The sequence below is a fragment of the Polaromonas sp. P1_F1 genome (assembly GCF_056405795.1).
Window position 1 is genome coordinate 892098 of record NZ_JBFUBJ010000001.1, and the last position, 20078, is coordinate 912175.

Annotated in this window: 19 protein-coding genes; 7 read left to right on the forward strand and 12 right to left on the reverse strand. The window is 64.6% G+C overall.

The annotated features are described in order from the left end of the window. Positions 1–92: 92 nt before the first annotated feature. Positions 93–740 carry a cysteine hydrolase family protein gene (locus AC1DZE_RS04285; RefSeq protein ID WP_477673036.1) on the forward strand — a complete coding sequence of 216 codons (648 nt, stop codon included), beginning with the start codon at positions 93–95 and terminating at the stop codon, positions 738–740. 21 nt (positions 741–761) lie between these two features. Here the strand turns inward: AC1DZE_RS04285 and AC1DZE_RS04290 are convergent, their stop codons facing one another. From AC1DZE_RS04290 to AC1DZE_RS04305, 4 genes are all read right to left on the reverse strand, one after another. Beyond that, entirely contained in the window at positions 762–1628 is an 867-nt protein-coding gene (locus AC1DZE_RS04290; RefSeq protein ID WP_477673037.1) for a transglutaminase-like domain-containing protein, read from the reverse strand. A 358-nt stretch (positions 1629–1986) separates the two neighbouring features. Then, positions 1987–3435 carry an ATP-dependent RNA helicase DbpA gene (gene dbpA, locus AC1DZE_RS04295; RefSeq protein ID WP_477699820.1) on the reverse strand — a complete coding sequence of 483 codons (1449 nt, stop codon included), beginning with the start codon at positions 3433–3435 and terminating at the stop codon, positions 1987–1989. Positions 3436–3458: 23 nt separating this feature from the next. Then, the gene (locus tag AC1DZE_RS04300; protein ID WP_477699821.1) at positions 3459–4739 is read right to left on the reverse strand and encodes an alpha-hydroxy acid oxidase; all 1281 of its coding nucleotides are present in this window, start codon (positions 4737–4739) and stop codon (positions 3459–3461) included. 7 nt (positions 4740–4746) lie between these two features. Beyond that, the gene (locus tag AC1DZE_RS04305; protein ID WP_477673679.1) at positions 4747–5718 is read right to left on the reverse strand and encodes a Bug family tripartite tricarboxylate transporter substrate binding protein; all 972 of its coding nucleotides are present in this window, start codon (positions 5716–5718) and stop codon (positions 4747–4749) included. Positions 5719–5824: 106 nt separating this feature from the next. On the opposite strand from AC1DZE_RS04305, the gene AC1DZE_RS04310 reads away from it, so the two are divergent. Beyond that, positions 5825–6625: an IclR family transcriptional regulator gene (locus AC1DZE_RS04310; RefSeq protein ID WP_477699873.1), complete on the forward strand. Its 801-nt coding sequence runs from the start codon at positions 5825–5827 to the stop codon at positions 6623–6625. An 88-nt stretch (positions 6626–6713) separates the two neighbouring features. Here AC1DZE_RS04310 and AC1DZE_RS04315 read toward each other — a convergent pair whose 3' ends face one another. Further along, a complete protein-coding gene (locus tag AC1DZE_RS04315; RefSeq protein ID WP_477674151.1) occupies positions 6714–7499 on the reverse strand; it encodes a crotonase/enoyl-CoA hydratase family protein in 786 nt (261 codons plus the stop codon). Further along, entirely contained in the window at positions 7493–7786 is a 294-nt protein-coding gene (locus AC1DZE_RS04320) for a DUF2917 domain-containing protein (protein WP_477668602.1), read from the reverse strand. The genes AC1DZE_RS04315 and AC1DZE_RS04320 overlap by 7 nt, the downstream gene beginning before the upstream one ends. A 95-nt stretch (positions 7787–7881) precedes the next feature. On the opposite strand from AC1DZE_RS04320, the gene AC1DZE_RS04325 reads away from it, so the two are divergent. Beyond that, positions 7882–8805: a LysR substrate-binding domain-containing protein gene (locus AC1DZE_RS04325; RefSeq protein WP_477699822.1), complete on the forward strand. Its 924-nt coding sequence runs from the start codon at positions 7882–7884 to the stop codon at positions 8803–8805. Here the strand turns inward: AC1DZE_RS04325 and AC1DZE_RS04330 are convergent. Beyond that, on the reverse strand, positions 8802–9761 hold the full coding sequence (locus tag AC1DZE_RS04330) for a pyridoxamine 5'-phosphate oxidase family protein (protein ID WP_477699823.1): 960 nt from the start codon (positions 9759–9761) through the stop codon (positions 8802–8804). The two genes, AC1DZE_RS04325 and AC1DZE_RS04330, sit on opposite strands and share 4 nt — an antisense overlap. Continuing rightward, positions 9758–10411 (reverse strand): glutathione S-transferase family protein, encoded by a 654-nt coding sequence (locus AC1DZE_RS04335; RefSeq protein WP_477673207.1) that lies wholly within the window; start codon positions 10409–10411, stop codon positions 9758–9760. Before AC1DZE_RS04335 ends, AC1DZE_RS04330 begins: the two co-directional genes overlap by 4 nt. Before the next feature lie 139 nt (positions 10412–10550). Here AC1DZE_RS04335 and AC1DZE_RS04340 point away from each other — a divergent pair, with 139 nt between their 5' ends. Together AC1DZE_RS04340 and gorA are read left to right on the forward strand one after the other, a co-directional pair. Further along, a complete protein-coding gene (locus tag AC1DZE_RS04340; RefSeq protein WP_477668606.1) occupies positions 10551–11441 on the forward strand; it encodes a LysR family transcriptional regulator in 891 nt (296 codons plus the stop codon). A 59-nt stretch (positions 11442–11500) separates the two neighbouring features. Next, positions 11501–12868 (forward strand): glutathione-disulfide reductase, encoded by a 1368-nt coding sequence (gene gorA / locus AC1DZE_RS04345; protein WP_477668607.1) that lies wholly within the window; start codon positions 11501–11503, stop codon positions 12866–12868. Positions 12869–12880: 12 nt separating this feature from the next. On the opposite strand, the gene AC1DZE_RS04350 is transcribed toward gorA, so the two are convergent. Together AC1DZE_RS04350 and AC1DZE_RS04355 are read right to left on the reverse strand one after the other, a co-directional pair. Next, entirely contained in the window at positions 12881–13879 is a 999-nt protein-coding gene (locus tag AC1DZE_RS04350; protein ID WP_477668608.1) for an FHA domain-containing protein, read from the reverse strand. After that, the gene (locus tag AC1DZE_RS04355) at positions 13876–15231 is read right to left on the reverse strand and encodes a S1 family peptidase (protein WP_477699824.1); all 1356 of its coding nucleotides are present in this window, start codon (positions 15229–15231) and stop codon (positions 13876–13878) included. The genes AC1DZE_RS04350 and AC1DZE_RS04355 overlap by 4 nt, the downstream gene beginning before the upstream one ends. A gap of 117 nt (positions 15232–15348) precedes the next feature. On the opposite strand from AC1DZE_RS04355, the gene AC1DZE_RS04360 reads away from it, so the two are divergent. Together AC1DZE_RS04360 and ddpX are read left to right on the forward strand one after the other, a co-directional pair. Further along, positions 15349–16848 (forward strand): AMP nucleosidase, encoded by a 1500-nt coding sequence (locus AC1DZE_RS04360; RefSeq protein WP_477699825.1) that lies wholly within the window; start codon positions 15349–15351, stop codon positions 16846–16848. 94 nt (positions 16849–16942) lie between these two features. Then, entirely contained in the window at positions 16943–17539 is a 597-nt protein-coding gene (gene ddpX / locus AC1DZE_RS04365; protein ID WP_477673378.1) for a D-alanyl-D-alanine dipeptidase, read from the forward strand. On the opposite strand, the gene AC1DZE_RS04370 is transcribed toward ddpX, so the two are convergent. Beyond that, entirely contained in the window at positions 17526–18647 is a 1122-nt protein-coding gene (locus AC1DZE_RS04370) for a mechanosensitive ion channel family protein (RefSeq protein ID WP_477673377.1), read from the reverse strand. The two genes, ddpX and AC1DZE_RS04370, sit on opposite strands and share 14 nt — an antisense overlap. A 22-nt stretch (positions 18648–18669) precedes the next feature. Further along, entirely contained in the window at positions 18670–19902 is a 1233-nt protein-coding gene (purT, locus tag AC1DZE_RS04375) for a formate-dependent phosphoribosylglycinamide formyltransferase (RefSeq protein ID WP_477699826.1), read from the reverse strand. Between the last annotated feature and the right edge of the window lie 176 nt (positions 19903–20078).

Sequence of the window (20078 nt, forward strand, 5' to 3'; positions counted from 1 at the left end):
GGCCACTTTCCGGAAAACCTGCCGCGCCCAACAATCACACCATCAGCATCCGTTGATCACTTGATTCAGCCACAACCCGCAGGAGCAAATACATGGCCATCCAGAACTCAAAGCCCGCAGCACCCCGCCGCGCCCTCGTCGTCATCGATGTGCAAAAGGAATATTTCAGCGGCGGCGGCCTGCTCATCGAATACCCGCCGGTGGAAAAGACCTTGCCAAACATCGGCCGCGCCATGGATGCGGCGCGCGCCGCGGGCATTCCGGTCGTCGTGGTGCAACACAGCGAGTCGACCGCAGCGCCCGTGTTCGCCAAAGATTCACCCACATGGGAGCTGCACGAGACTGTGGCAAGCCGTCCGCGTGACCACTACATCGAGAAAGCCTGGCCCAGTGTCTACACCGGCACCGACTTCGCGGCCTGGCTGGAAGCGCACGGCATCGACACCCTGACGGTGGTCGGCTACATGACGCACAACTGCGACGCCTCCACGATTTTTGAGGCCACGCACCGCGGCCTGCATGTGGAGTTTTTGCAGGATGCCAGTGGCGCACTGCCGTATGCCAACGAGGCCGGCCGGGCCAGCGCCGAAGAAATCCACCGCGTGTTCAGCGTGGTGTTTCACTCGCGCTTTGCCGCCACAGGCTCCACCGACGCCTGGATCGCCGCTGTCCAGGCCGGCGGGCGGCTGGAGAAGAACAACGTCCTCGCGTCAAACCGCGCGGCCATTGCCGGCCGGTAACAGGCAACTTTGCGTCGGCCCTCAGAGGCCGTCGGTCGAGAGCGCATGGTTCACGCGCTGCGGCACGACCAGTTGCCCATACCCATCCGGCACAGCCTGGATGTGGATGATGGGCGCGCTGGACGTGACGCTGCCGAACAGCATGGCAAAGGCGGCATCGGCCGCATCACGGCCGGTAGCGAACCGCACAAAGCCCATGGGAATGGCGGTGCCTGACGGATCGAACAGGTACCAGCGATGACCCAGGTAGACCTCGACATAGGCATGGAAGTCGGTGGGGCCGAGCGCGGGGTCGGCGCCGTAATCAATGCCGGTGGCAAAGCGCGCCGGCAGGTTGAGGGCGCGGCACAGCGCGATCATCAAATGCGCGAAGTCGCGGCAAACCCCGACGCGCTCCACCACCGTGTCGATCGCCGAAGTGCTGCCATGCGAGCTGTTGGACTCGAAACTCACGCGCTGCTGCACCCACTGGCAGATGGCTTCTGCCCGGCTGTAGCCTTGCTGCAAATGACCGAACTCGTTGGAGGCCAGCTTCTGCAGCCGGTCGGACTGGCAGTAGCGGCTCGGGTAGATGTAGGGCAGCACGGCACCGGGAAGCTGGCAGACCGGCACCTCGCCCAGCTCACCCGGAGCCGCTGTGTAGTGGTAAATGTCTACGGTGGCTTCATAGCGCACGCTCAGTGGGCCGGGCTGGGCCTGCAGGCGCAGGTAGCGGTTCCGGCTCGCCGGGTCGGCGTCGATGGTGAAGGGCACCGGCTGGCTGACCTGCAGGTTTTCGGCCTGCACGATCTGTTGCTGCGTGTGCGCCGCGTGGACGTTGAAGATGAAGTCGCCGCCCGGAGGCGCGACGTCGTAGTTGAGTTCGACGGAAAACTGGAGCCTGACCATGGATTCTTTCCTTGCCGTTGCGCAAGGGGCAGGCCTGGAGCAAGCCCGCCGCCGCGCAATCGTCAATCAATGAAGGGAGCCTCTCAGCGTGGCGCTCGCCGCAAGCGGGCACCTGCGCAAAAGCGCGCTGATCTGGTGTACCAGTCATTGTGGACCTCTTCGAGGCGGACACCGGCGATTTGCGGGGGTTTGCGGCTTTGGCGTCCGCCATGAATACGTGGTGTCCGGCTTGCGGGTGGCATGGGCGCCTACACGTCAGGGCTGACAACACGAATCAGCGCCCTTTTCGCTATAAATTTAATAGCTGCTTGCGTAAGTCAGGTATGGGCTGAGGGCCGATTTTGCTTAAAAATCCAGGTCAGCGACCCTCAGGCTCGTCATCCAGCAGCCGCACTTTCACGCTTTTGCCCTTGACCCGCCCGGTGGACAGCTTGTGCAGGGCTTCGGCGGCAATCTCGCGGTTCACCGCCACATAGGTGGAGAATTCATTCACGTTGATCTTGCCGACCTGCTCGCGCGTGAAGCCGGCCTCGCCGGTCAGCGCGCCCAGCACGTCGCCGGCGCGGATTTTTTCCTTGCGCCCGCCCACAATCTGCAGCGTCACCATGGGCGGCAGCAGCGGCTCATTGCTGGCGGGTGTCAGTTCGGTCAATTTGTGCCACTCGGATTCAGCCTTTTGCAGCACCTCGATTTTTCCGACATAACCCATCTCGTCCATGCTCGCCAGGCTGATGGCCCAGCCCTCTTCATCAGCGCGGCCAGTGCGGCCGATGCGGTGAATGTGCACTTCGGCGTCCGGCGTCACGTCGACGTTGATGACCATCGCGAGCTGCGCAATGTCCAGGCCACGGGCGGCCACGTCGGTGGCCACCAGCACCGAGCAACTGCGGTTGGCAAATTGCACCAGCACCTGGTCGCGCTCGCGCTGCTCCAGTTCGCCGAACAGCGCCAGCGCGCTAAAACCCTGCTCTTTCAAATAGGCCACCAGTGCGCGGCACTGCGACTTGGTGTTGCAGAACGCCAGCGTGCTGGCCGGGCGGAAATGCCGCAGTACCTGCGCAACGGCGCCCAGGCGGGCTTCGTCATGGTCGCTGTCGGGCACCTGGTACCAGCGCTGCTGGATCTTGGTCTTCTCATGCTGGGCCTGGACGGTGATGGTTTGCGCCGTCTTCATGAACTGCTGGCTTAGTTTGGCAATTCCTTCAGGATAGGTTGCCGAGAACAGCAGGGTCTGCCGCTCTTTGGGGCACTGCTTGGCGACGGTGACGATGTCCTCGAAGAATCCCATGTCCAGCATGCGGTCGGCCTCATCGAGCACCAGGGTGTTCAGCGCTTCCAGGGTCAAATTGCCGCGCGCCAGGTGGTCCATGATGCGGCCCGGCGTACCCACCACAATGTGCGCGCCGTTTTCCAGGCTGGCGGTCTGGTTGCGCAGCGGCACACCGCCACACAGCACCACCACCTTGGTGTTTTCCTCGGCCCGCGCCAGACGGCGGATCTCGGTCGCCACCTGGTCGGCCAGCTCACGCGTGGGGCACAGCACCATGGCCTGTATGGCAAAGCGCCGTGCATTGAGATTGGCCAGCAGAGGTATTGCAAAGGCGGCTGTCTTGCCGCTGCCGGTTTTGGCCTGCGCGATCAGGTCTTTGCCCAGCAGCGCCACCGGCAGGCTGGCAGCCTGGATGGGCGTCATGCTGAGGTAGCCGAGCTGCTGCAGGTTGGCCAGCACGGCGGCGTTCAGCGGCAAGCTGGCGAAGTCGGTATTGCCGGCGGAAGAAGGGAAAGAAGGGGAAGGAGAGGAGCTCATCCCCCATTATCGGTGCCGGGCCTTCAGCGGCCTGAACCTGGCTGCATTCGCAGCCCATGGTCACCCTCCCTCGCGAGTGCCAGGTCGCGCAACTGTGCACCGTGTACTTCCGAAATGGAGGTCAGACCGAGCAGGCCCAGATCACGCTGGACTTCGTCGGCCAGGATGCGGATCGCATGGCGCACACCCTCTTCGCCGGCGACGGCGGCCGCATAGTTGAACGGGCGGCCGACAAACACGAACCTGGCGCCGAGTGCGAGCGCCTTCAGGACGTCCGTCCCGCGCCGGATGCCGCTATCCATCATGACCGGGAAGTCGGCGCCAACCGCCCGGACGACCTCGGGCAGCACGCGCAGCGGCGAGACCGTGCCATCGAGCTGGCGGCCGCCGTGGTTCGACACGATCAGGCCGTCGGCGCCCATGTCCCGCACCTTGCGTGCGTCCTCGTGGTTCATGATGCCCTTGACCACCAGGATGCGCTTCCATTTGCGGCGGATGAGGGCCAGGTGCTCCCAGTCCAGGTGGTCCTTGGCGCCGAAGTCACGAGCCACCTGCGACGAGAGGATCGGAGCGCCACGGGTCGCGTACGAGTTCTCGAAGTGCGGCATGCCATGGATAACGAGCGTCCGCAGGAACGTGCCGATCGTCCAGCGCGGGTGGGTGAGCCCCTCCCACGCCAGGCGAAAGCCCGGTCGCAGGGGCGTGGAAAAGCCTGCACGGATGTTGTTCTCGCGGTTGGCGAGCACGGCGGTGTCGACCGTCAGCACGAGCGTCTCGACGCCCGCACGGTCGACGCGGTCGATCAACGCCTCGATCTTGGCGGTCTCGCCCGGCAGGTAAGCCTGGAACCAGGTCTCCGGGGCCGCGGCCATCACCTCTTCCAGCGGGATGAGTGAGGAGCCGCTCATGATCATCGGCACGCCCTCGGCCGCCGCTGCGCGGGCCTGCACGAGGTCGCCGCGATACGCACTGAGCGCACTGATGCCCATAGGCGCGATACCGAACGGTGATGTGTAGCGCCTACCGAGAAGGTCGACCGCCTGGCTGCGGCCGGACACGTTGCGCAGTACTCGCGTGACGAAACCGAACTCCAGGAATGCCGCGCGGTTATCGTGCAGCGAGGCCGAGTCTTCCGCTCCGCCGGCGATGTATTCAAAGAGCGGGCGCGGCAGGTGGCGCCGGGCGCCTGTCTCGAAATCCCGCAACGACAGGAATTTCCGCAAGCCCGGCGGCGCGGCGGGACGTGCTCCCGGCGACAGGCGCGTCACCCTCGGCACGGCCCCGGAAGAGGCGAGTTGCGACATACAGAGATCAGTTCACCTGGATGTTTGCTTCGCGGATCACCTTGTCCCAAAGTCCGGTTTCCTTGCGGATCATGTCGGTGAGCTCGGCCGCATCCGCAAGCTCGATGTCGACCCCCTGTTCTTCGAAACGCCTGGCCACCCCAGGGTCGAGCGACGCTTTTTTCATCGCCGCGTAGAGGCGCGCGACGACGGGTTCCGGCGTTCCGTTGGGCGCGAAGATGGCATTCCAGCTCTTGTAACCAAAGCCGCGAACGGTGTTCGAAATCAAGGGGATCCCCTTCAGAGGCGCTGCGGCGCTGGGGGCGGTGAGGCCGATGACGCGCAGCGAGCCGTTCTGGGCCATGCCGGTGAACGAAGGCATGGTTCCGAACATCGCGTGAATCTGGCCGGAGACAAGGTCCGTGGTCGCCGCCGAAGCCCCGCGGTACGGCACGTGCTTGATGTCGATCTGCGCGGCGCGCGCGAACAGTTCCGTGCCGAGGTGAGCCAATCCCCCGACGCCCGCAGAGCCGAAGTTCAGTTGGCCCGGATGTGCCCTGGCATACGCAACCAGCTCCGCGATCGTCTTGAACGGCATCTTCGCCGTCACCACCAGCACGTGTGGTGCCGTCGCGATCATCCCCACCGGCGTGAGCTGGGTCAGGATGTCCACGCGCGGCTTCTGCAGCAGGGGTTGTGCCGTGATGTTGCCGGAGGCGGCGAAGAGCAGCGTATGGCCATCGGCCTTCGAGCCTGTCACCTTCTGCATGGCAGGCACGCCGGCGCCGCCGCCGGCGTTCTCGATGATGAAAGGCTGTCCCAGGGCCGTGCTCATGGCCTGGGCCAGATCGCGACCGAGGACGTCCGTCGCGCCACCGGCGGCGAATGGAATCACCATCCTGGTCGAAACCGAAGAGGCGCCCTGCGCCCAGGCGCCGAACGCGGCGATTGCAGCCGCCGAAGCAAGGAAGCTACGGCGCCTGGCGTGCATGTTTGTCATGGAACGTGTCTCCTGGATCAAGGAGCGCATGATCCGAACAAAGATACAGGATAGGCAATGCGTTACGCCTGACGTAACGGTGCGCGGGCTTGAATACAATCCGGCCATGCCGCAAGAGTCCAGATTCAAGCCGCCGCATGCGACGCCGAAGCGACTTCTCGCGGACGGGCCGGTGGGAACCTCGACGCGTCCAGGCGACGAGAACGTCACGGCCGTGGCGCGTGCGCTGGCTATCCTCACTGCCTTCGAAGGCGACGAGCTCTTTCTCCCGCTGGCGGAGCTCGCACGCCGTACCAGCATGCACAAACCCACGGTGCTGCGGCTTGCGCGCACGCTCGCTGCAGCCAGATTCCTCGTCAGGCGCGAAGACGGTGCGTGGCGGCTCGGCCCTGCAGTAGGCTGGATGGGCTCCCGCTACCAGGCGCAGTTCGACCTCGACTCCGCCATCGAACCCATCCTTCGCCAGCTTGGTACGGCCACGGGAGAAAGCGCCTCGTTCTTCGTCTTCGAAGGCAACCTGCGCAGCTGCCTGATGCGTTGCGAGGGAACGGCAGGTGTTCAGAGCCAAATTCGCTCTGGCGAGGTTTTTCCCCTGGACCGCGGATCCGCCGGCCGGGTGATTCTGGCCGCCCTGGGCGAACCGGGTGATCTGAATGAGCGCATCCGTCGATGCGGTTTCCACATCACCCGCGGCGAGCGGAACTCGAAAATCGCGAGCGTCTCCGCGGCCGTGCGCGGACGCCATGGCGCCGTGCTGGGCTCTGTCAGCACGGCGGGCCCGGTAGAACGACTGACGAGTGCGGTACTCGCGCGTTACGCGCCCGCCACGGTTCTGGCGGCGAAGCAGCTCGGGCAAACGCTCGGCGCCATGCCTTCCACGGCGCTGCGGGCAACCTGGCATCCGTGATCTGCGTCGCAAACGACGCGAAATGTCACCCGGGCGCACCTGATGTGATGTGATGCACTATCCTGTGCGGCCTGCGAAAAATGCAGCCTCAGCGATGAAGAAATACAGGCTGCCGCTTCTCCACAAACGCTGCCGTTCCCTCTCGTGCGTCTGGCGAAGCCGCCGCGATCATGAACTGTGCGGCCTCGATGGCCAGGCCTTCGTCGATGGAAACATTCAGGCCCCGCGTCACGGCGCGTAGCGAGGCCGTCACGGCCACGGCGGAGTTTTCGGCGATGCGGTTGGCCATTCGCAGGCAAGCCGGAAGCAGGTCATGGGCCGGCACCACGTGGTTGATGAGGCCTATCAGCAGGGCTTCCTCGGCACTGATGGCGTCGCCGGTCAGGATCATTTCGTTGGCGCGCTTGCGGCCGATGTGGCGGGGCAGGCGCTGCGTGCCGCCAAAGGGCGGCGGAAAACCGAGCCGGATTTCGGGTTTGGCAAAGCTGGCATGTTCCGCCGCGATGGCCAGGCTGCAGGCTTCCATGGTTTCGCAACCGCCGCCGAAGGCGATGCCGTTGACGGCCGCGATGATGGGTTTGGGATAGTTTTCGATGCGCCTGGTCATGGCCTGGCCGCGCATCACGAAGTTGCGCCACGCTGCCTCGGGCGAGGTGGCTATGTCGGCTGCGAAGCCCGCAATGTCGGCGCCCGCACTGAAGGCTTTATCGCCCTGCCCCGTCAGCACCAGGCAGCGCACGCTGTCGTCGCGCTCCAGGGCGTTCAGCCTGTCCATGAGCTCATCGATCAGGGCGTAGTTCAGTGCGTTCAGTTTCTCGGGCCGGTTCAGGGTCAGTATCACGTGTTGGCCGCGGCGCTCAGTTTCTATCAGCATGGGGCCTCCTCAGGTTTTCGGGCAATAGCGTCGGGGGATACAAATGACAACACACCGCAACCGCGCGGGGCGCCCACAAAATAAGTCGCGGCTTGCGGCGTGACAAAGGACTGGCCGCTTTCCAGCACCACGTCGCTGTCCCGGCGTCCAGCCAGCGCATCGCTGGTGATCCAGAGGCAACCCCCAGTGCAGGCCAAAACCTGGCCGCGCGGCAAGCGCAAGGGTTTGGGGATGGACCCGAGCTTCAGCGGGGTCTGTGGAGTTTGTAGGGTTTGCAGGGCATGCATGGCGGACTCCTTGAAAAGTGTGGTTTGATTCTTCTTTGGAACCGGTCCGCGCGGCCGGATGGTTTGTCATACGGGGTATTCCAATCATTCATGCCATGCTGAACAGCCCTTCCACCAGCGCACTGCGCGCCATGTCGCTCGATGCCATCCGCGGCTTCGAATCCGCCGCGCGGCACCTGAGCTTCACCGCTGCCGCCGAAGAACTGTGCATCACGCAGTCGGCCGTGAGCAAACAGGTCAAAAGTCTGGAAGATGCCTTGGGCACCGCCCTGTTCGTGCGTGGCGGCAAGGGCCTGAGCCTGACGCCGCAAGGCCGTGAGCTTTATGAGGTGGCCCGCGCCGCGCTGGCGCAGCTGGCCTCGGCTGTCGACCGCCTGCTGGCGGTGGACAGGGTCTCTGTAGCGGTCACCACCACGCCCTCCTTCGCCGCACTGTGGCTGGCTCCCAAGCTTGCCAAATTCCAGTTGCTGGAGCCTGCCATCGATGTACGCGTCGACGCCACAGAAACGCGTGTCAACCTGGAGCGCGAAGGCATGGACCTGGCTGTGCGGCTCTACCCCGTGCTGCAGGGCGGCGAAGACCCGCCACCCCTGCTGCAGGAGCAGGTCCTGCTGGTGGCGGCGCCGGCCGTCGCGGCACGCATCCATGCCGCCGCCGATATCCTGACTACGCCGCTACTGGTCTATTACGACCCGGCCACGCGTTTTCCCTGGATGTCGTGGCCGGACTGGTACGAGCGCCTGGACTTGAGGCAATCGGCGCAGCAGCCTTGTTTGTATTTTTCGCAGTACGAACATGTGCTGACCGCCGCCGTGCAAGGCGCGGGCATAGGCATAGGCCGCACGCCGCTGGTGTTACCGCTGCTGCGCAGCGGCCAGCTCATGGTGGTCTTGCCGGGCCAGACGGTGCCGGGCCTGGGCTACCGCATCGTCACCTCAGCCCACAGCACAGAGCGGCCCGCCGTGCAGAAGTTTCGCGCCTGGCTGGAGCGCGAACTCGCGCTTGAAGCCATAGGCTAAGCCCAGGCGCCGGTAGCTTCCAGCACCGGGGAGAGTTCTGCCTCGCTCCAGCGCAGCGGCAAGGAAGATTCCACCAGCTGCATGGTTTGCACCTTGAAACGCATCAGGCGCTGTGCGCCGGCGAAGGACTGCACCTCGGGCCCGTCCCAGATGATGTCAGCCGTGACGGCCAGATACAGCAGGTCGCCGTTGTCGAAGTCGATGAACAGCAGGCCGGCGCGCGGGTTCACCACGAGGTTACCCAGGGTGTTGAAGAAGTAGTTGCCGACGAAATCCGGCACGGTCAGGGTGCCGTCGGCCTCCACGCGCACAAAACCGGGCTTGCCGCCGCGGTGGGACACGTCCACGCCGCCGGCGCGGCCGGCTTGCTCACCGTTGCCCGCATAGGCTGTGGCGATGAACAGCGTGTCGGCCTGCTCGATCATGCGGCGCGCCGCGTCATTGAGCTGCGCCGACGCGTGCACCACCGGCCCCGCTGAAGACGTGGAGCGCTCCATATACACCGGCTCGCGCGCCTGGATGTATTTGGGGCAGTTGCCGAAACTCTGGCTCAGCTCCACAGCGAAGCCCGAGGCACTCACGCCGCGAACGATGCCGTTCATGCGGTTGCGCCTGCGCGTGTGCGGCTCTATGCCCAGCAGACCTATCGCGGCGCCATCTGCCAGCGTGCCTTGCAAGGGATCACCTGCGAGCGGCTGGGCGCGCAGCACCAGATGATGCGCATCGGGCGAGTGGATAAAACCCGGCGGCTGGGCCAGCACCGAGGCCCAGGGCTGGCCGCTCGCGTCCACCGTGCCGGCGACCACAAAAGGCAACTGCTCAAAAAACTCGCGGTGCTGGTCGGGCATGAAGTCGCGGATCACACGCGGGCCGATTTCCGCCATGCGTGTACGCACGGCCGCGCCCACGCGCGCTTGCGCGGCGCGCTCGCCCTCGTGGAAAGTGGCGGTGCTCATGCGGCCAGCCCTATCGGGCTCCTGACCATGGGCACAAAGCGCGGCAAGGCCTCAATGCGGGCCAGCCAGGCGCGTATGCGCGGGTAGGCTTCCAGCGAGACCTTGCCCTCCGGCGCATGGGCCGAGTAACTGTAGTTGGCGATGTCGGCCAGTGTGGGGGTGCTGCCCGCGAGAAAAGCCGACTGGCCCAGTTGCTGCTCCATCACCGCGAACAGGGCATGTGCACGCTCAATGGCTTCCGGGTTTTCCGGCCGCTTGAACAGCTGGATGACGCGCGCGGCAGCCGGGCCGGAGGCGAGCTGCCCCGCAGCGACCGACAACCAGCGCTGCACCGCCGCAGCAGCCAACGGGTCGCGCGGCAGCCATTGCTCGGCATCCGGCGCGTAGCGTGCGTTGAGGTACACCAGGATGGCGTTGGAATCGGCCAGCGTGACTTCACCGTCCTGGATCACCGGCACCTGGCCGAAGGCGTTCATGGCCAGGAAGTCCGGCGTCTTGTGCCCTTTGGTGGCCAGGTCGATCTCGATGCGCTCGAAGGGCAGGCCCAGCAGCGAGAGAAACAGTTCCACCCGGTGCGAATGGCCGGAGATGGCGACGCGGTACAGGCGAATGGGTTGTGCGGGCGGGGCTTTGGCGGCGGGTGTGCTCATGACGGGCTTTCGGCGGGTTGAAAAATCTTGCTCTCGGGAGTGGATTCTGTTTGATCCGTTATTTTTAATAAATGACTCTCAAGACATTTAACTAATCCACTTAGTGGATGAATCCCCGCAACAGGCGTAGCATGTCGCCATGGACAAACTCCGGGCCATGCAGGCCTTTATTCACATTGCCGAACAAGGCAGCCTTACGGCCGCGGCCCAGGTCATGGAGTCCTCGTTGCCGGCGATGGTGCGTACGCTGGCCGGCTTCGAGGCCCAGCTGGGTGTGCGCCTTTTCAACCGCACCACCCGGCGCATCTCACTGACCGAGGAAGGCCGGCGCCACCTCGAAAGCTGCCGCCAGCTGCTGGCCACACTCGCGGATGCAGAAGCGGCGCTGACCGCCGACGCGGCGGAACCCGCGGGCCACCTGACCATTACCGCACCCATGCTGTTCGGCCAGATGCATGTGGCGCCCGCCGTCACGCGCTTTGTGCAGCAGCACGAGAAGATGCGCTGCTCCATGGTGCTGCTGGACCGCGTGGTGAATCTGCTCGAAGAAGGCATCGACGTCGGCATTCGCATCGGCGAGCCTGAAGACTCCAGCCTGGTGGCGCAGAAGGTGGGCACCATCCGCCGCCTGGTGGTGGCCAGCCCCGCCTGGGTTCGCCGCCACGGCGTACCAAAACACCCCAAGGACCTGCTCAAGGCCAACTGCGTGCGACTGACAGACCATTCCCCCACATGGGGCCCGTTCATAGACCAGGGCCGACCGCTTCGGCTTGCCGTCAGTGGTAATCTGGAGTTCAACCAGATCGCGCCGGCCGTGGCGGCCTGCGCGGCGGGTGCGGGATTCGGTTCGTTCTTGTCTTACCAGGTGGCGCCGTTTTTAAAGACCAAACAATTGCGCACCGTGCTGGAGGGTTTCGAGCCGCCGCCCCGGCCCATCAACATTGTTTACCCGCACGCCCGGCTGCTGCCCATGCGCACGCGGGTGTTCATTGAGTGGATGAAAAAAGAGCTCCGGGAATTCCAGTCTTGAGAGCCGGCATCAAGGCACCCGAAAAACAACGTCAGCAGACACCAGAACAAGGACAGCGAATGCAGACTTTTGATTTTGACCTTTTCGTGATCGGCGGCGGCAGCGGCGGTGTGCGCGCCGCGCGCATGTCGGCCCAGCGCGGCGCCCGTGTGGGACTGGCCGAATTCGCTGCGATGGGCGGCACCTGCGTGAACGTGGGCTGCATTCCCAAAAAGCTCTACAGCTATGCGGCCCACTACGGCGACAGCTTTGAAGAGTCGCGCGGCTTCGGCTGGGTCGGCGAGGCGCCGGTGTTTGACTGGGACACGCTCAAGGCCAACCGTGCCCGCGAGATTTCGCGGCTCAACGGCATTTATGTGCAGCTGCTTGAAAGCGCTGGCGTGCAGATCATCACCGGCTGGGCGCGGCTGCTTGACGAGCACACCGTCGAGGTCGACGACAAAAAATTCACGGCCAAAAGCATCCTGATCTCCACAGGTGGTACCGCCACAGTGCCTGCCGTGCCGGGACGCGAGCATGTGGTGACCTCGGACCACATGTTTGACCTCAATCCCTTCCCGAAGCGCCTGCTGGTGGTGGGCGGCGGCTACATAGCCTGCGAATTCGCCTCGATCTTCAACGGACTGGGTTCACAGGTCACCCAGGTCCATCGCCGCGACATGCTGCTGACCGGTTTTGACGATGACGTGCGGCGCTTCATTGCCGCCGAGATGAGCAAGACCGGCATCACCCTGCAGCTGGGCGCAGAGATCGCGGCCATCGCCAAAACCGCCACAGGCCTGCAGGTGACGCTCAAGGACGGCGCAAGCCTGGAGGTGGACACCGTGCTCTACGCCACGGGCCGGATTCCCAATGCGAACGGCATCGGGCTTGAAGCCGCCGGTGTGGCCGTCAACGCAGCCGGTGCGATCCAGGTCAATGCGCACTACCAGACCTCGGTGCCGTCCATCTATGCGTTGGGCGACGTGACGGCGCGCATGCAGCTGACACCGGTAGCCCTGGGCGAAGCCATGGTGGTGGTGGACCAGCTCTTCGGCCCCGCCGCCGGCAAGAAACCGCGCAGCATGAGTTATGAATTTGTGCCGACCGCCGTCTTCACCCATCCCAACATCGGCACGGTCGGCTATTCAGAGGCCGATGCGCGCGCGAAGTTCGGCAAAGTCACAGTGTTCCGCGCCGACTTCAAGGCCCTCAAGCACACGCTGAGCGGCAGCACCGAACGCACGCTCATGAAGCTGCTGGTCGAAGACGCTACCGACCGCGTGGTCGGCCTGCATATGGTGGGGCCGGACGCCGGCGAAATCGTGCAGGGTTTTGCCGTGGCCATGAAGGCCGGTGCGACCAAGGCAATATTTGACAGCACCATCGGCATCCACCCGACCGTCGCCGAGGAATTCGTGACGATGCGCGAACCGGTCAAGGACTGATTTCAGGAAATATTAATCCGCGTCCGGGTCTTCGGGCGTATCTGCATCCGGCTCACGGTCTTTCAGGCGTTCGTCGAGGCGCTGGCGGATGGTGCCGGCTTCCCCGAGGAACTGCGCCAGGGGCACAGCCGGCGCCATGCGCAGGGATGGCGGGTAGAGGGTGGACATGTAGAGCTTGTTGGACAGGCGCTTGTTCTGCAGCCAGTTGGTGCCCAGCATGGCCACAATGCCCAGCACGGCCACGCCGGCCACCAGCCCCGCCAGTCCGCGGCGGCGCTGCGGCACGATGACGGTCAGGTGCACATAGATGGCCGCAGCCGCCCCCAATAGCAGCAGCGGCGTCTCAAAGCGCGCAAGGCTTTCTAGCGAGAACATGAAAGCCAGCAGGCCAGCCAGCGTGGCTACCAGCTGTATCGCCACCGAACTGGTGCAGGCAATACGGACATGGCGCCAGAACTGCAGGTGGCCGGTAAATAGCTTGGTGGCCAGGGCCCACAGGCCCGCCCACACGGTGATCGCCATGGCCACCATCGCCATCAGGCCGGGCAATTGCCGCGCCAGCTGGGATGGCTCGGTAAGGGTCAGCCACGACTGCCCCACCACGAGCGCCAGCATGGCGGTTAATGCCAGCAAAGTCCAGCCGGTCGTGCGCCACGGAAAGTGCGGCAGCCGCTCTTCAGCGGCCACCGGCGCCTCCGCCAGGCGCAGCCCCAGCTTCAGCCGGCCCAGGGTCAGGGCCTCGCCGGCAGGCCAGCTGAACTGCGTGCCCTGGCCATGCAGCGTCCGGTTCAGCGCGACACCATTGACCGTGTCCAGCACCTGCACCATCACTTCGCCTTCCGGCGTGCGGTCTATGCGCAAGTGTTCAGCGGCCACATGGCCGTCATCCAATACCAGGTCGGCGGTGAGTGCGCGGCCCACGGTAACGGGCCAGTGCCGCACGTCAAGGCGGCCCACCAGCGCGCCATTGCGGTCGGTGGCCTGCAGCAGGGCGAGATTGCCGGCGCTCATGGTGCGGCCTCCCATTTAAAACCGCCCAGGTAATGCGCCACCAGCTTGAGGCCGTTGTCAAAACTCACACCCTGCGCATCCATGCGTCCCTGCACACCGCGTGTGGACTGGTTGACGGACATGGTCAGCACCGACACATCGTAGAGGCCCGGCAGCTTGCGGTAGGCACTCATGCACACCACGGCGCGCATGGGCATGCCGCCCGTTTCGACGAAGCGTTCGGAGCACTCGGCCGCCGTGGCCTTGCGTGAACCCCGGGTAGAGAAGTACTCATTGCCGAAGCTTTGGGAGTACATGACGGCGAAACGCAAGGGGCCCAGCTTGGGCGCGTTGTAGGCTTCATAGCGCAGACGGATGTAGCCGGTGTTGAAATCGCCCGCAAACACGTGGCTGTCAATCTGGCAATCGGTACGCTCCAGGTCAAAGGCCTTGAAGTCGGGCTCGCGTCCGCGGCCCCAGCATCGGGCCAGGGAATCTTCGGGCACGGGCACGCTGTAGCCGCCGTGTTTTTGCGCCGTGAGCGGCACCGCGGTGAATTTTTGCGTCAGCAACGCCTGGTGCTCGCCCAGCTGGCGCGCCACCTCGGCATGTGCCGGTTTGGTGATGGGCTTGGCCGAAGCGGCCTTTGCCAGCAGTGCCTGGGCGAATTCAGCGGGGATCAGAAAACTCAGCAGGTCGCCGTCCAGCCGCTTGGATACGTTGATACCGACCACCTGGCCGGCATCGTCCAGCGCGGGGCCGCCGCTCATGCCGGGGTTGAGCGCGCCGCCGAAAAAGATGCGTGGGTAAAAGCTGCGCTGCACGAGGCCGTTGTAGGTGCCCTCGGTGACGGCAAACCCGATGTCCAGTGGATTGCCCAGTGAATAAATGCGTTCGCCGCGCGCCAGGGGCCGGTCCGCCCCGCGAAAAGCCAGCTGCGGCATTCCTGTTGCCGGCGTTTTCACGCGCAGCAGCGCCAGGTCGTTGCGGACGTCGAAGGCCAGCAGTTCGACCTCGGCTTCCTTGCCGTCCACCGGCACGTAGACGCCGCGGTAGCGCTCGGGCTCCAGCGCCAGCTGGCTGGCCACATGGAAATTGGTGATGATGAGCCCGTTCGCAGACACAAAAAAGCCCGAGCCCACACTGGCCTGGGTGTTGGAGTTGCGCAGCAGGGTGCGGATCTGCACCAGTTTGTCGCGCGTGGTTTCATAGGCGCGCTGCGCGTCGCGGGAGATCTGGGCCGGTGCGGCGACCGGCGCCTGCGGAGCGCGGCCCGGTGCCGGGGACTGCGCCTGAGCCACCTGCAGGCACAGGGCGCCGAGCAAGACTGCCGCCAGCGCGCGCAGGTGCCCCGAAGGGTTGTGGTGTTTCATCAGGGCATTCTAGGGTGTGTCACGGTACTTGCCGCACAATGATGTGCATGCCCTGCGGTGCTACGCTTTGCCGAAAACCACCTGCTGTACCCTCACCATAAAAACAAGGCTTTTTTCATGCCCTATCTGCCGCCTTTCATAGCCCCCACCCGCTACAGCGACCCGGCCGCCGCACTGGCGCAGGTTCGCGCCATTTATGACCAGCAGATTGCCCACCTGCGCGATGCAATGCAACGCTATGTGGCCGGGGAGACGCTGCCCGGCCATGTGCGCGCCTGCTACCCTTTCGTGCGCATCCACACCGACACCGTGGCCCGCGCCATTCTGGAGACGCCCGACATCTCGCAGCTGAGCTTTGGTTTTGTGGCCGGGCCCGGCCGCTTTGAAACCACACTGACCCGGCCCGACCTCTACGGCAACTATTACCTTGAGCAGTTCCGCCTGCTGATGCAGAACCACGACGTGGAGCTGGAAATAGGCACCAGCACGCAGCCCATCCCCATTCACTTCTCATTTGCCGAGAACGACCACATCGAAGGCAGCATGGATGCAGCGCGCCGCATGCTGATGCGCGACGTGTTCGACCTGCCCGACCTGGCCGCCATGGACGACGGCATTGCCAACGGAACCTACGAGCCCCTGCCCGGCGAGCCGCAGCCACTGTCGCTGTTCACCGCGGCGCGCGTCGACTATTCGCTGCAGCGCTTGCGCCACTACACCGGCACTTCGCCGCACTGGTTCCAGAACTTCGTGCTGTTCACCAACTACCAGTTCTACATCGACGAGTTCGTGCGCTTGGGCCATGAAGCCATGGCCGACCCGGACAGCGAATACACCGCCTTCATCGAGCCCGGCAACGTGGTGACCCGGCGCACCGGCCTTCCCGCCGAGGCCGGCGACGAGCTTGGCGTGCAGCCGCCCCGCCTGCCGCAAATGCCCGGCTACCACCTGCTGCGCGCCGACCGCACCGGCATCACCATGGTCAACATCGGCGTGGGCCCGGCCAACGCCAAGAACATCACCGACCACATCGCCGTGCTGCGCCCGCACGCCTGGATCATGCTGGGCCACTGCGCCGGCCTGCGCAACAGCCAGCAGCTGGGCGACTACGTGTTGGCCCACGGCTATGTGCGCGAAGACCATGTGCTGGACGAAGAGCTGCCGCTGTGGGTGCCGATCCCGGCGCTGGCTGAAATCCAGGTCGCGCTGGAAAAAGCCGTGGCCGACGTCACCCACGCCGTAGGCCCCGACCTCAAGCGCATCATGCGCACCGGCACCGTGGCCTCCACCGACAACCGCAACTGGGAGCTGCTGCCGGGCAACCAGCCGCAGCGCCGCTTCAGCCAGAGCCGCGCCGTGGCACTGGACATGGAAAGCGCAACGATTGCCGCCAACGGCTTTCGCTTTCGCGTGCCCTACGGCACTCTGCTGTGCGTGAGCGACAAGCCGCTGCACGGCGAGATCAAGCTGCCCGGCATGGCCAACCACTTCTACCGCGAGCGCGTCGACCAGCACCTGCGCATCGGCATACGCGCCATCGAGCTGCTGCGCGCCGAAGGCATCACGCAGCTGCACAGCCGCAAGCTGCGCAGTTTTTCGGAAGTCGCGTTCCAGTAGTGCCGTCAAGCCCGTCAGTTGCTATACTTTTGGTAGCTGCTTGCGCTCGTCCTTATTGGTTTGCAGCCTTATTTTTCATAAATGTCACCTGCCCATGGAAAATCTTTCACCGCTCGTTCCTGTCACAGAAGCCAGTCATGGCGTTGTGATCGACCTGATCTACGCAAGCACCAACAACTTCACCGGCCAGGTGATTTATGACAGCCCGCTGTGCTTTTTGCATCCGCAGGCAGACGCCGGCCTGCGCAAAGCCATCACGGCCGCGAAAGACATGGGCTTTCAGCTCAAGATTTTTGATGCCTTCAGGCCGCAGGAAGCGCAGGAGGCACTTTGGGCCGTGGCGCCCAACCCCGCCTACATTGCCGATCCGGCCAAGGGCTCCAACCACACGCGGGGCGTGGCGCTTGATGTCACGCTGCTGGCGCCCGACGGGCAGGAACTGGACATGGGCACGCCGGTCGACACCATGACGCACGGGTCCCATCACTTTCACACGGCACACCCTGTGGCCGTCCAGGTCAACCGCATGCGGCTACTCACGGTCATGCTGGAAGCGGGCTTTGTGCACCACCCCAACGAATGGTGGCACTACCAGTTGCCGGACGCCAAAAGCTTTCCGCTGATCGACAGCCATGCCTTCATGCGCTGCGTGGGCGATGGCCAGCAGCCCGTCCGGCTCAAGGCCGCCTGAACTCGCCGGCCTGATCGGCAAGAGGGCCGGCAGCCGGCAGCTCCGCCGGCTGCCGCGGCTCGGCTGACTCGGTACGCACCAGCGGCAAATGCTGCGGGTATTCGCGCTGCATGAAGTCCACCAGCGCCTCTCGCACCTTGCAGCGCAAGTCCCAGTTCAGGCTGGAGTTGGCGGACGTCACCAGCACCCGCAGCTGCATGCTGCGCTCGCCTGATTCCACCACCTGCAGCAGGCACAGCCGCTTGTCCCACTCGGGTGCCTCCTCGCAGGCGCGCCGTGCCGCGTCGCGTAACGGGGCCAGGGGCGTGCGGTAGTCAACCCAGATAAAGACCGTGCCGATGATCTGGGCGCCGGTGCGCGTCCAGTTCTGGAACGGGTTTTCAATGAACCACTGCAACGGAACGATCAGGCGCCGCTCGTCCCATATCTTCAGCACCACATAGGTGCCGGTGATCTCCTCCACCCGGCCCCATTCGCCCTGCACGATCAGCACGTCGTCCAGGCGGATGGGCTGCGCCAGCGCCAGCTGCAGGCCGGCAATCAGGTTGCTGAACACAGGCCGGGCCGCGATACCGATCACCAGCCCCGCCACACCCGCCGAAGCCAGCAGGCTGGCCCCGAACTGGCGGGCGCCGGGAAAGGTCATCAGCATCAGGGCCAGCCCCGTCAGCAGCACGATGAACATGGCGGTGCGCGCCAGCATGCGGGTCTGCGTATGGATGCGGCGGGCGTTGAGGTTGTCCTCCACATCGACCGGGTGCAGGCCGATCACCCCCATCGCTGCCCCGCGCGCCGCGCGCATGCCTGCCCACGTCAGGGCGGCGAGCAGCAGCAGGCCATTGGCATGGCGCACCCCGTTGATCAGCGGAAAGGTATCCGGCGCGCTGTGCCAGACGATCTGCAGGGCGATCAGGGGCAGCAGCACCTGCACCGGAGAGCGGCATTGCTCGGCGACCCGGGCCATCACAGGCATGGAACGCGTCAGCCGCAGGACAACGACAGCGCCTATGGTGTGCGCCACCAGCGCCAGAACGATGCTGATGCCGGCTGCCAGCAAGACGTGCAGCGAAGAGTCGTCCGCCCAGGAGATGAGCGCAGAGAGGTTCATGCCGCAGCCCTTTCCATAGGGATCAGTCTTTCGGCACCCGGGGTTTGACCCGGGACGCGGCCAGCTTGGCGTTGCGGCGTGCCACCTCCACGTCGGCATCAAAAGCCAGCGCCACGCCCATGCGGCGTTTGACAAAACTCTCGGGCTTTCCGAACAGCCGGATGTCGCTGTTGGGCACACGCAGCGCGTCGGCCACGCCGTCGAACACAATGCCCTTCGCATCGACACCGCCATAAATCACGGCACTCGCGCCCGGGCTCTTGAGCGCAGTGTTGACGGGCAGGCCCAGGATGGCGCGTGCATGCAGCTCAAATTCGTTTTGCCACTGGGTACACATCGTCACCATGCCGGTGTCGTGCGGGCGCGGGCTGACTTCGCTGAACCAGACGTCTTCGCCCTTCACAAACAGTTCAACCCCAAAAAGGCCCAGCCCCGAAGGTTTGCCGTCAAAGCCCAGCCCCAGGTTATCCGTGACGGCCTTGCAGATGTCGCGGCATTTTTTCAGCGCGTTGGGGCGCATGGGGTGCGGCTGCCAGCTTTCCACGTAGTCGCCGCTGACCTGGATGTGGCCGATGGGCTCGCAGAAATGCGTTTCAATGCTTCCGTCGGCGCCCATGGCACGCACGGTGAGCTGCGTGATCTCGTAATCAAAATCAATAAACCCTTCAACGATCACACGGCCGTGGCTCACACGGCCGCCGGCCATCGCGTAGTCCCAGGCTTTTTTGACGTCTTCGGGGCCGGAGATTTTGCTTTGGCCCTTGCCCGACGAGCTCATCACCGGCTTGACGACGCAGGGGTAGCCCGTGGTGCCATCGATGGCGGCCTGCAGCTCTTCCAGCGAATCACAAAACTTGTAGGGGCTGGTCGGCAGGCCCAGGGTTTCGGCGGCCAGGCGGCGTATGCCTTCGCGGTCCATGGTCAGGCGCGCGGCACGCGCCGTCGGGATCACGCGCACCACACCGGCGGCCTCAAGCTCTTCGAGCATGGGTGTAGCAATCGCTTCGATCTCTGGCACCACCAGATCGGGCTTTTCTTTTTCAATCAGCGCCTTGAGCTGCGCCGGGTCACTCATGGTGATGGTGCGCGCATGGTGGGCCACCTGCTGGCCCGGCGCGTTGTCATACCGGTCGGTGGCGATGGTTTCAACGCCCAGGCGTTGCAGGGCGATCAGCACTTCCTTGCCCAGCTCGCCGGAGCCGAGCAGCATGACTTTGGTGGCGTGGGAGGAAAGCGGGGTGCCGATGGTGGTCATGAGGGAGGTTCGATAGAGGGGTGTCGAGTTGCAAGCAGATTCAGGCTCAAATTATCGCAGGGCACCAGCCCTGACCACGACCAGGCCGGCACGGACTGCGCAAGGGCGCCTCTTGAAAATCGTCCGGCAAAGCCAAATGGCTTTTCGAAGCCACAAGATTAAATTACGATGATGCA

Excerpts from the sequence above, each read along its gene's own strand:
- AC1DZE_RS04285 (WP_477673036.1), top strand. The coding sequence starts at position 93 with ATGGCCATCCAGAACTCAAAGCCCGCAGCACCCCGCCGCGCCCTCGTC.
- AC1DZE_RS04290 (WP_477673037.1), bottom strand. The coding sequence starts at position 1,628 with ATGGTCAGGCTCCAGTTTTCCGTCGAACTCAACTACGACGTCGCGCCT.
- dbpA (WP_477699820.1), bottom strand. The coding sequence starts at position 3,435 with ATGAGCTCCTCTCCTTCCCCTTCTTTCCCTTCTTCCGCCGGCAATACC.
- AC1DZE_RS04300 (WP_477699821.1), bottom strand. The coding sequence starts at position 4,739 with ATGTCGCAACTCGCCTCTTCCGGGGCCGTGCCGAGGGTGACGCGCCTG.
- AC1DZE_RS04305 (WP_477673679.1), bottom strand. The coding sequence starts at position 5,718 with ATGACAAACATGCACGCCAGGCGCCGTAGCTTCCTTGCTTCGGCGGCT.
- AC1DZE_RS04310 (WP_477699873.1), top strand. The coding sequence starts at position 5,825 with ATGCCGCAAGAGTCCAGATTCAAGCCGCCGCATGCGACGCCGAAGCGA.
- AC1DZE_RS04315 (WP_477674151.1), bottom strand. The coding sequence starts at position 7,499 with ATGCTGATAGAAACTGAGCGCCGCGGCCAACACGTGATACTGACCCTG.
- AC1DZE_RS04320 (WP_477668602.1), bottom strand. The coding sequence starts at position 7,786 with ATGCATGCCCTGCAAACCCTACAAACTCCACAGACCCCGCTGAAGCTC.
- AC1DZE_RS04325 (WP_477699822.1), top strand. The coding sequence starts at position 7,882 with ATGCTGAACAGCCCTTCCACCAGCGCACTGCGCGCCATGTCGCTCGAT.
- AC1DZE_RS04330 (WP_477699823.1), bottom strand. The coding sequence starts at position 9,761 with ATGAGCACCGCCACTTTCCACGAGGGCGAGCGCGCCGCGCAAGCGCGC.
- AC1DZE_RS04335 (WP_477673207.1), bottom strand. The coding sequence starts at position 10,411 with ATGAGCACACCCGCCGCCAAAGCCCCGCCCGCACAACCCATTCGCCTG.
- AC1DZE_RS04340 (WP_477668606.1), top strand. The coding sequence starts at position 10,551 with ATGGACAAACTCCGGGCCATGCAGGCCTTTATTCACATTGCCGAACAA.
- gorA (WP_477668607.1), top strand. The coding sequence starts at position 11,501 with ATGCAGACTTTTGATTTTGACCTTTTCGTGATCGGCGGCGGCAGCGGC.
- AC1DZE_RS04350 (WP_477668608.1), bottom strand. The coding sequence starts at position 13,879 with ATGAGCGCCGGCAATCTCGCCCTGCTGCAGGCCACCGACCGCAATGGC.
- AC1DZE_RS04355 (WP_477699824.1), bottom strand. The coding sequence starts at position 15,231 with ATGAAACACCACAACCCTTCGGGGCACCTGCGCGCGCTGGCGGCAGTC.
- AC1DZE_RS04360 (WP_477699825.1), top strand. The coding sequence starts at position 15,349 with ATGCCCTATCTGCCGCCTTTCATAGCCCCCACCCGCTACAGCGACCCG.
- ddpX (WP_477673378.1), top strand. The coding sequence starts at position 16,943 with ATGGAAAATCTTTCACCGCTCGTTCCTGTCACAGAAGCCAGTCATGGC.
- AC1DZE_RS04370 (WP_477673377.1), bottom strand. The coding sequence starts at position 18,647 with ATGAACCTCTCTGCGCTCATCTCCTGGGCGGACGACTCTTCGCTGCAC.
- purT (WP_477699826.1), bottom strand. The coding sequence starts at position 19,902 with ATGACCACCATCGGCACCCCGCTTTCCTCCCACGCCACCAAAGTCATG.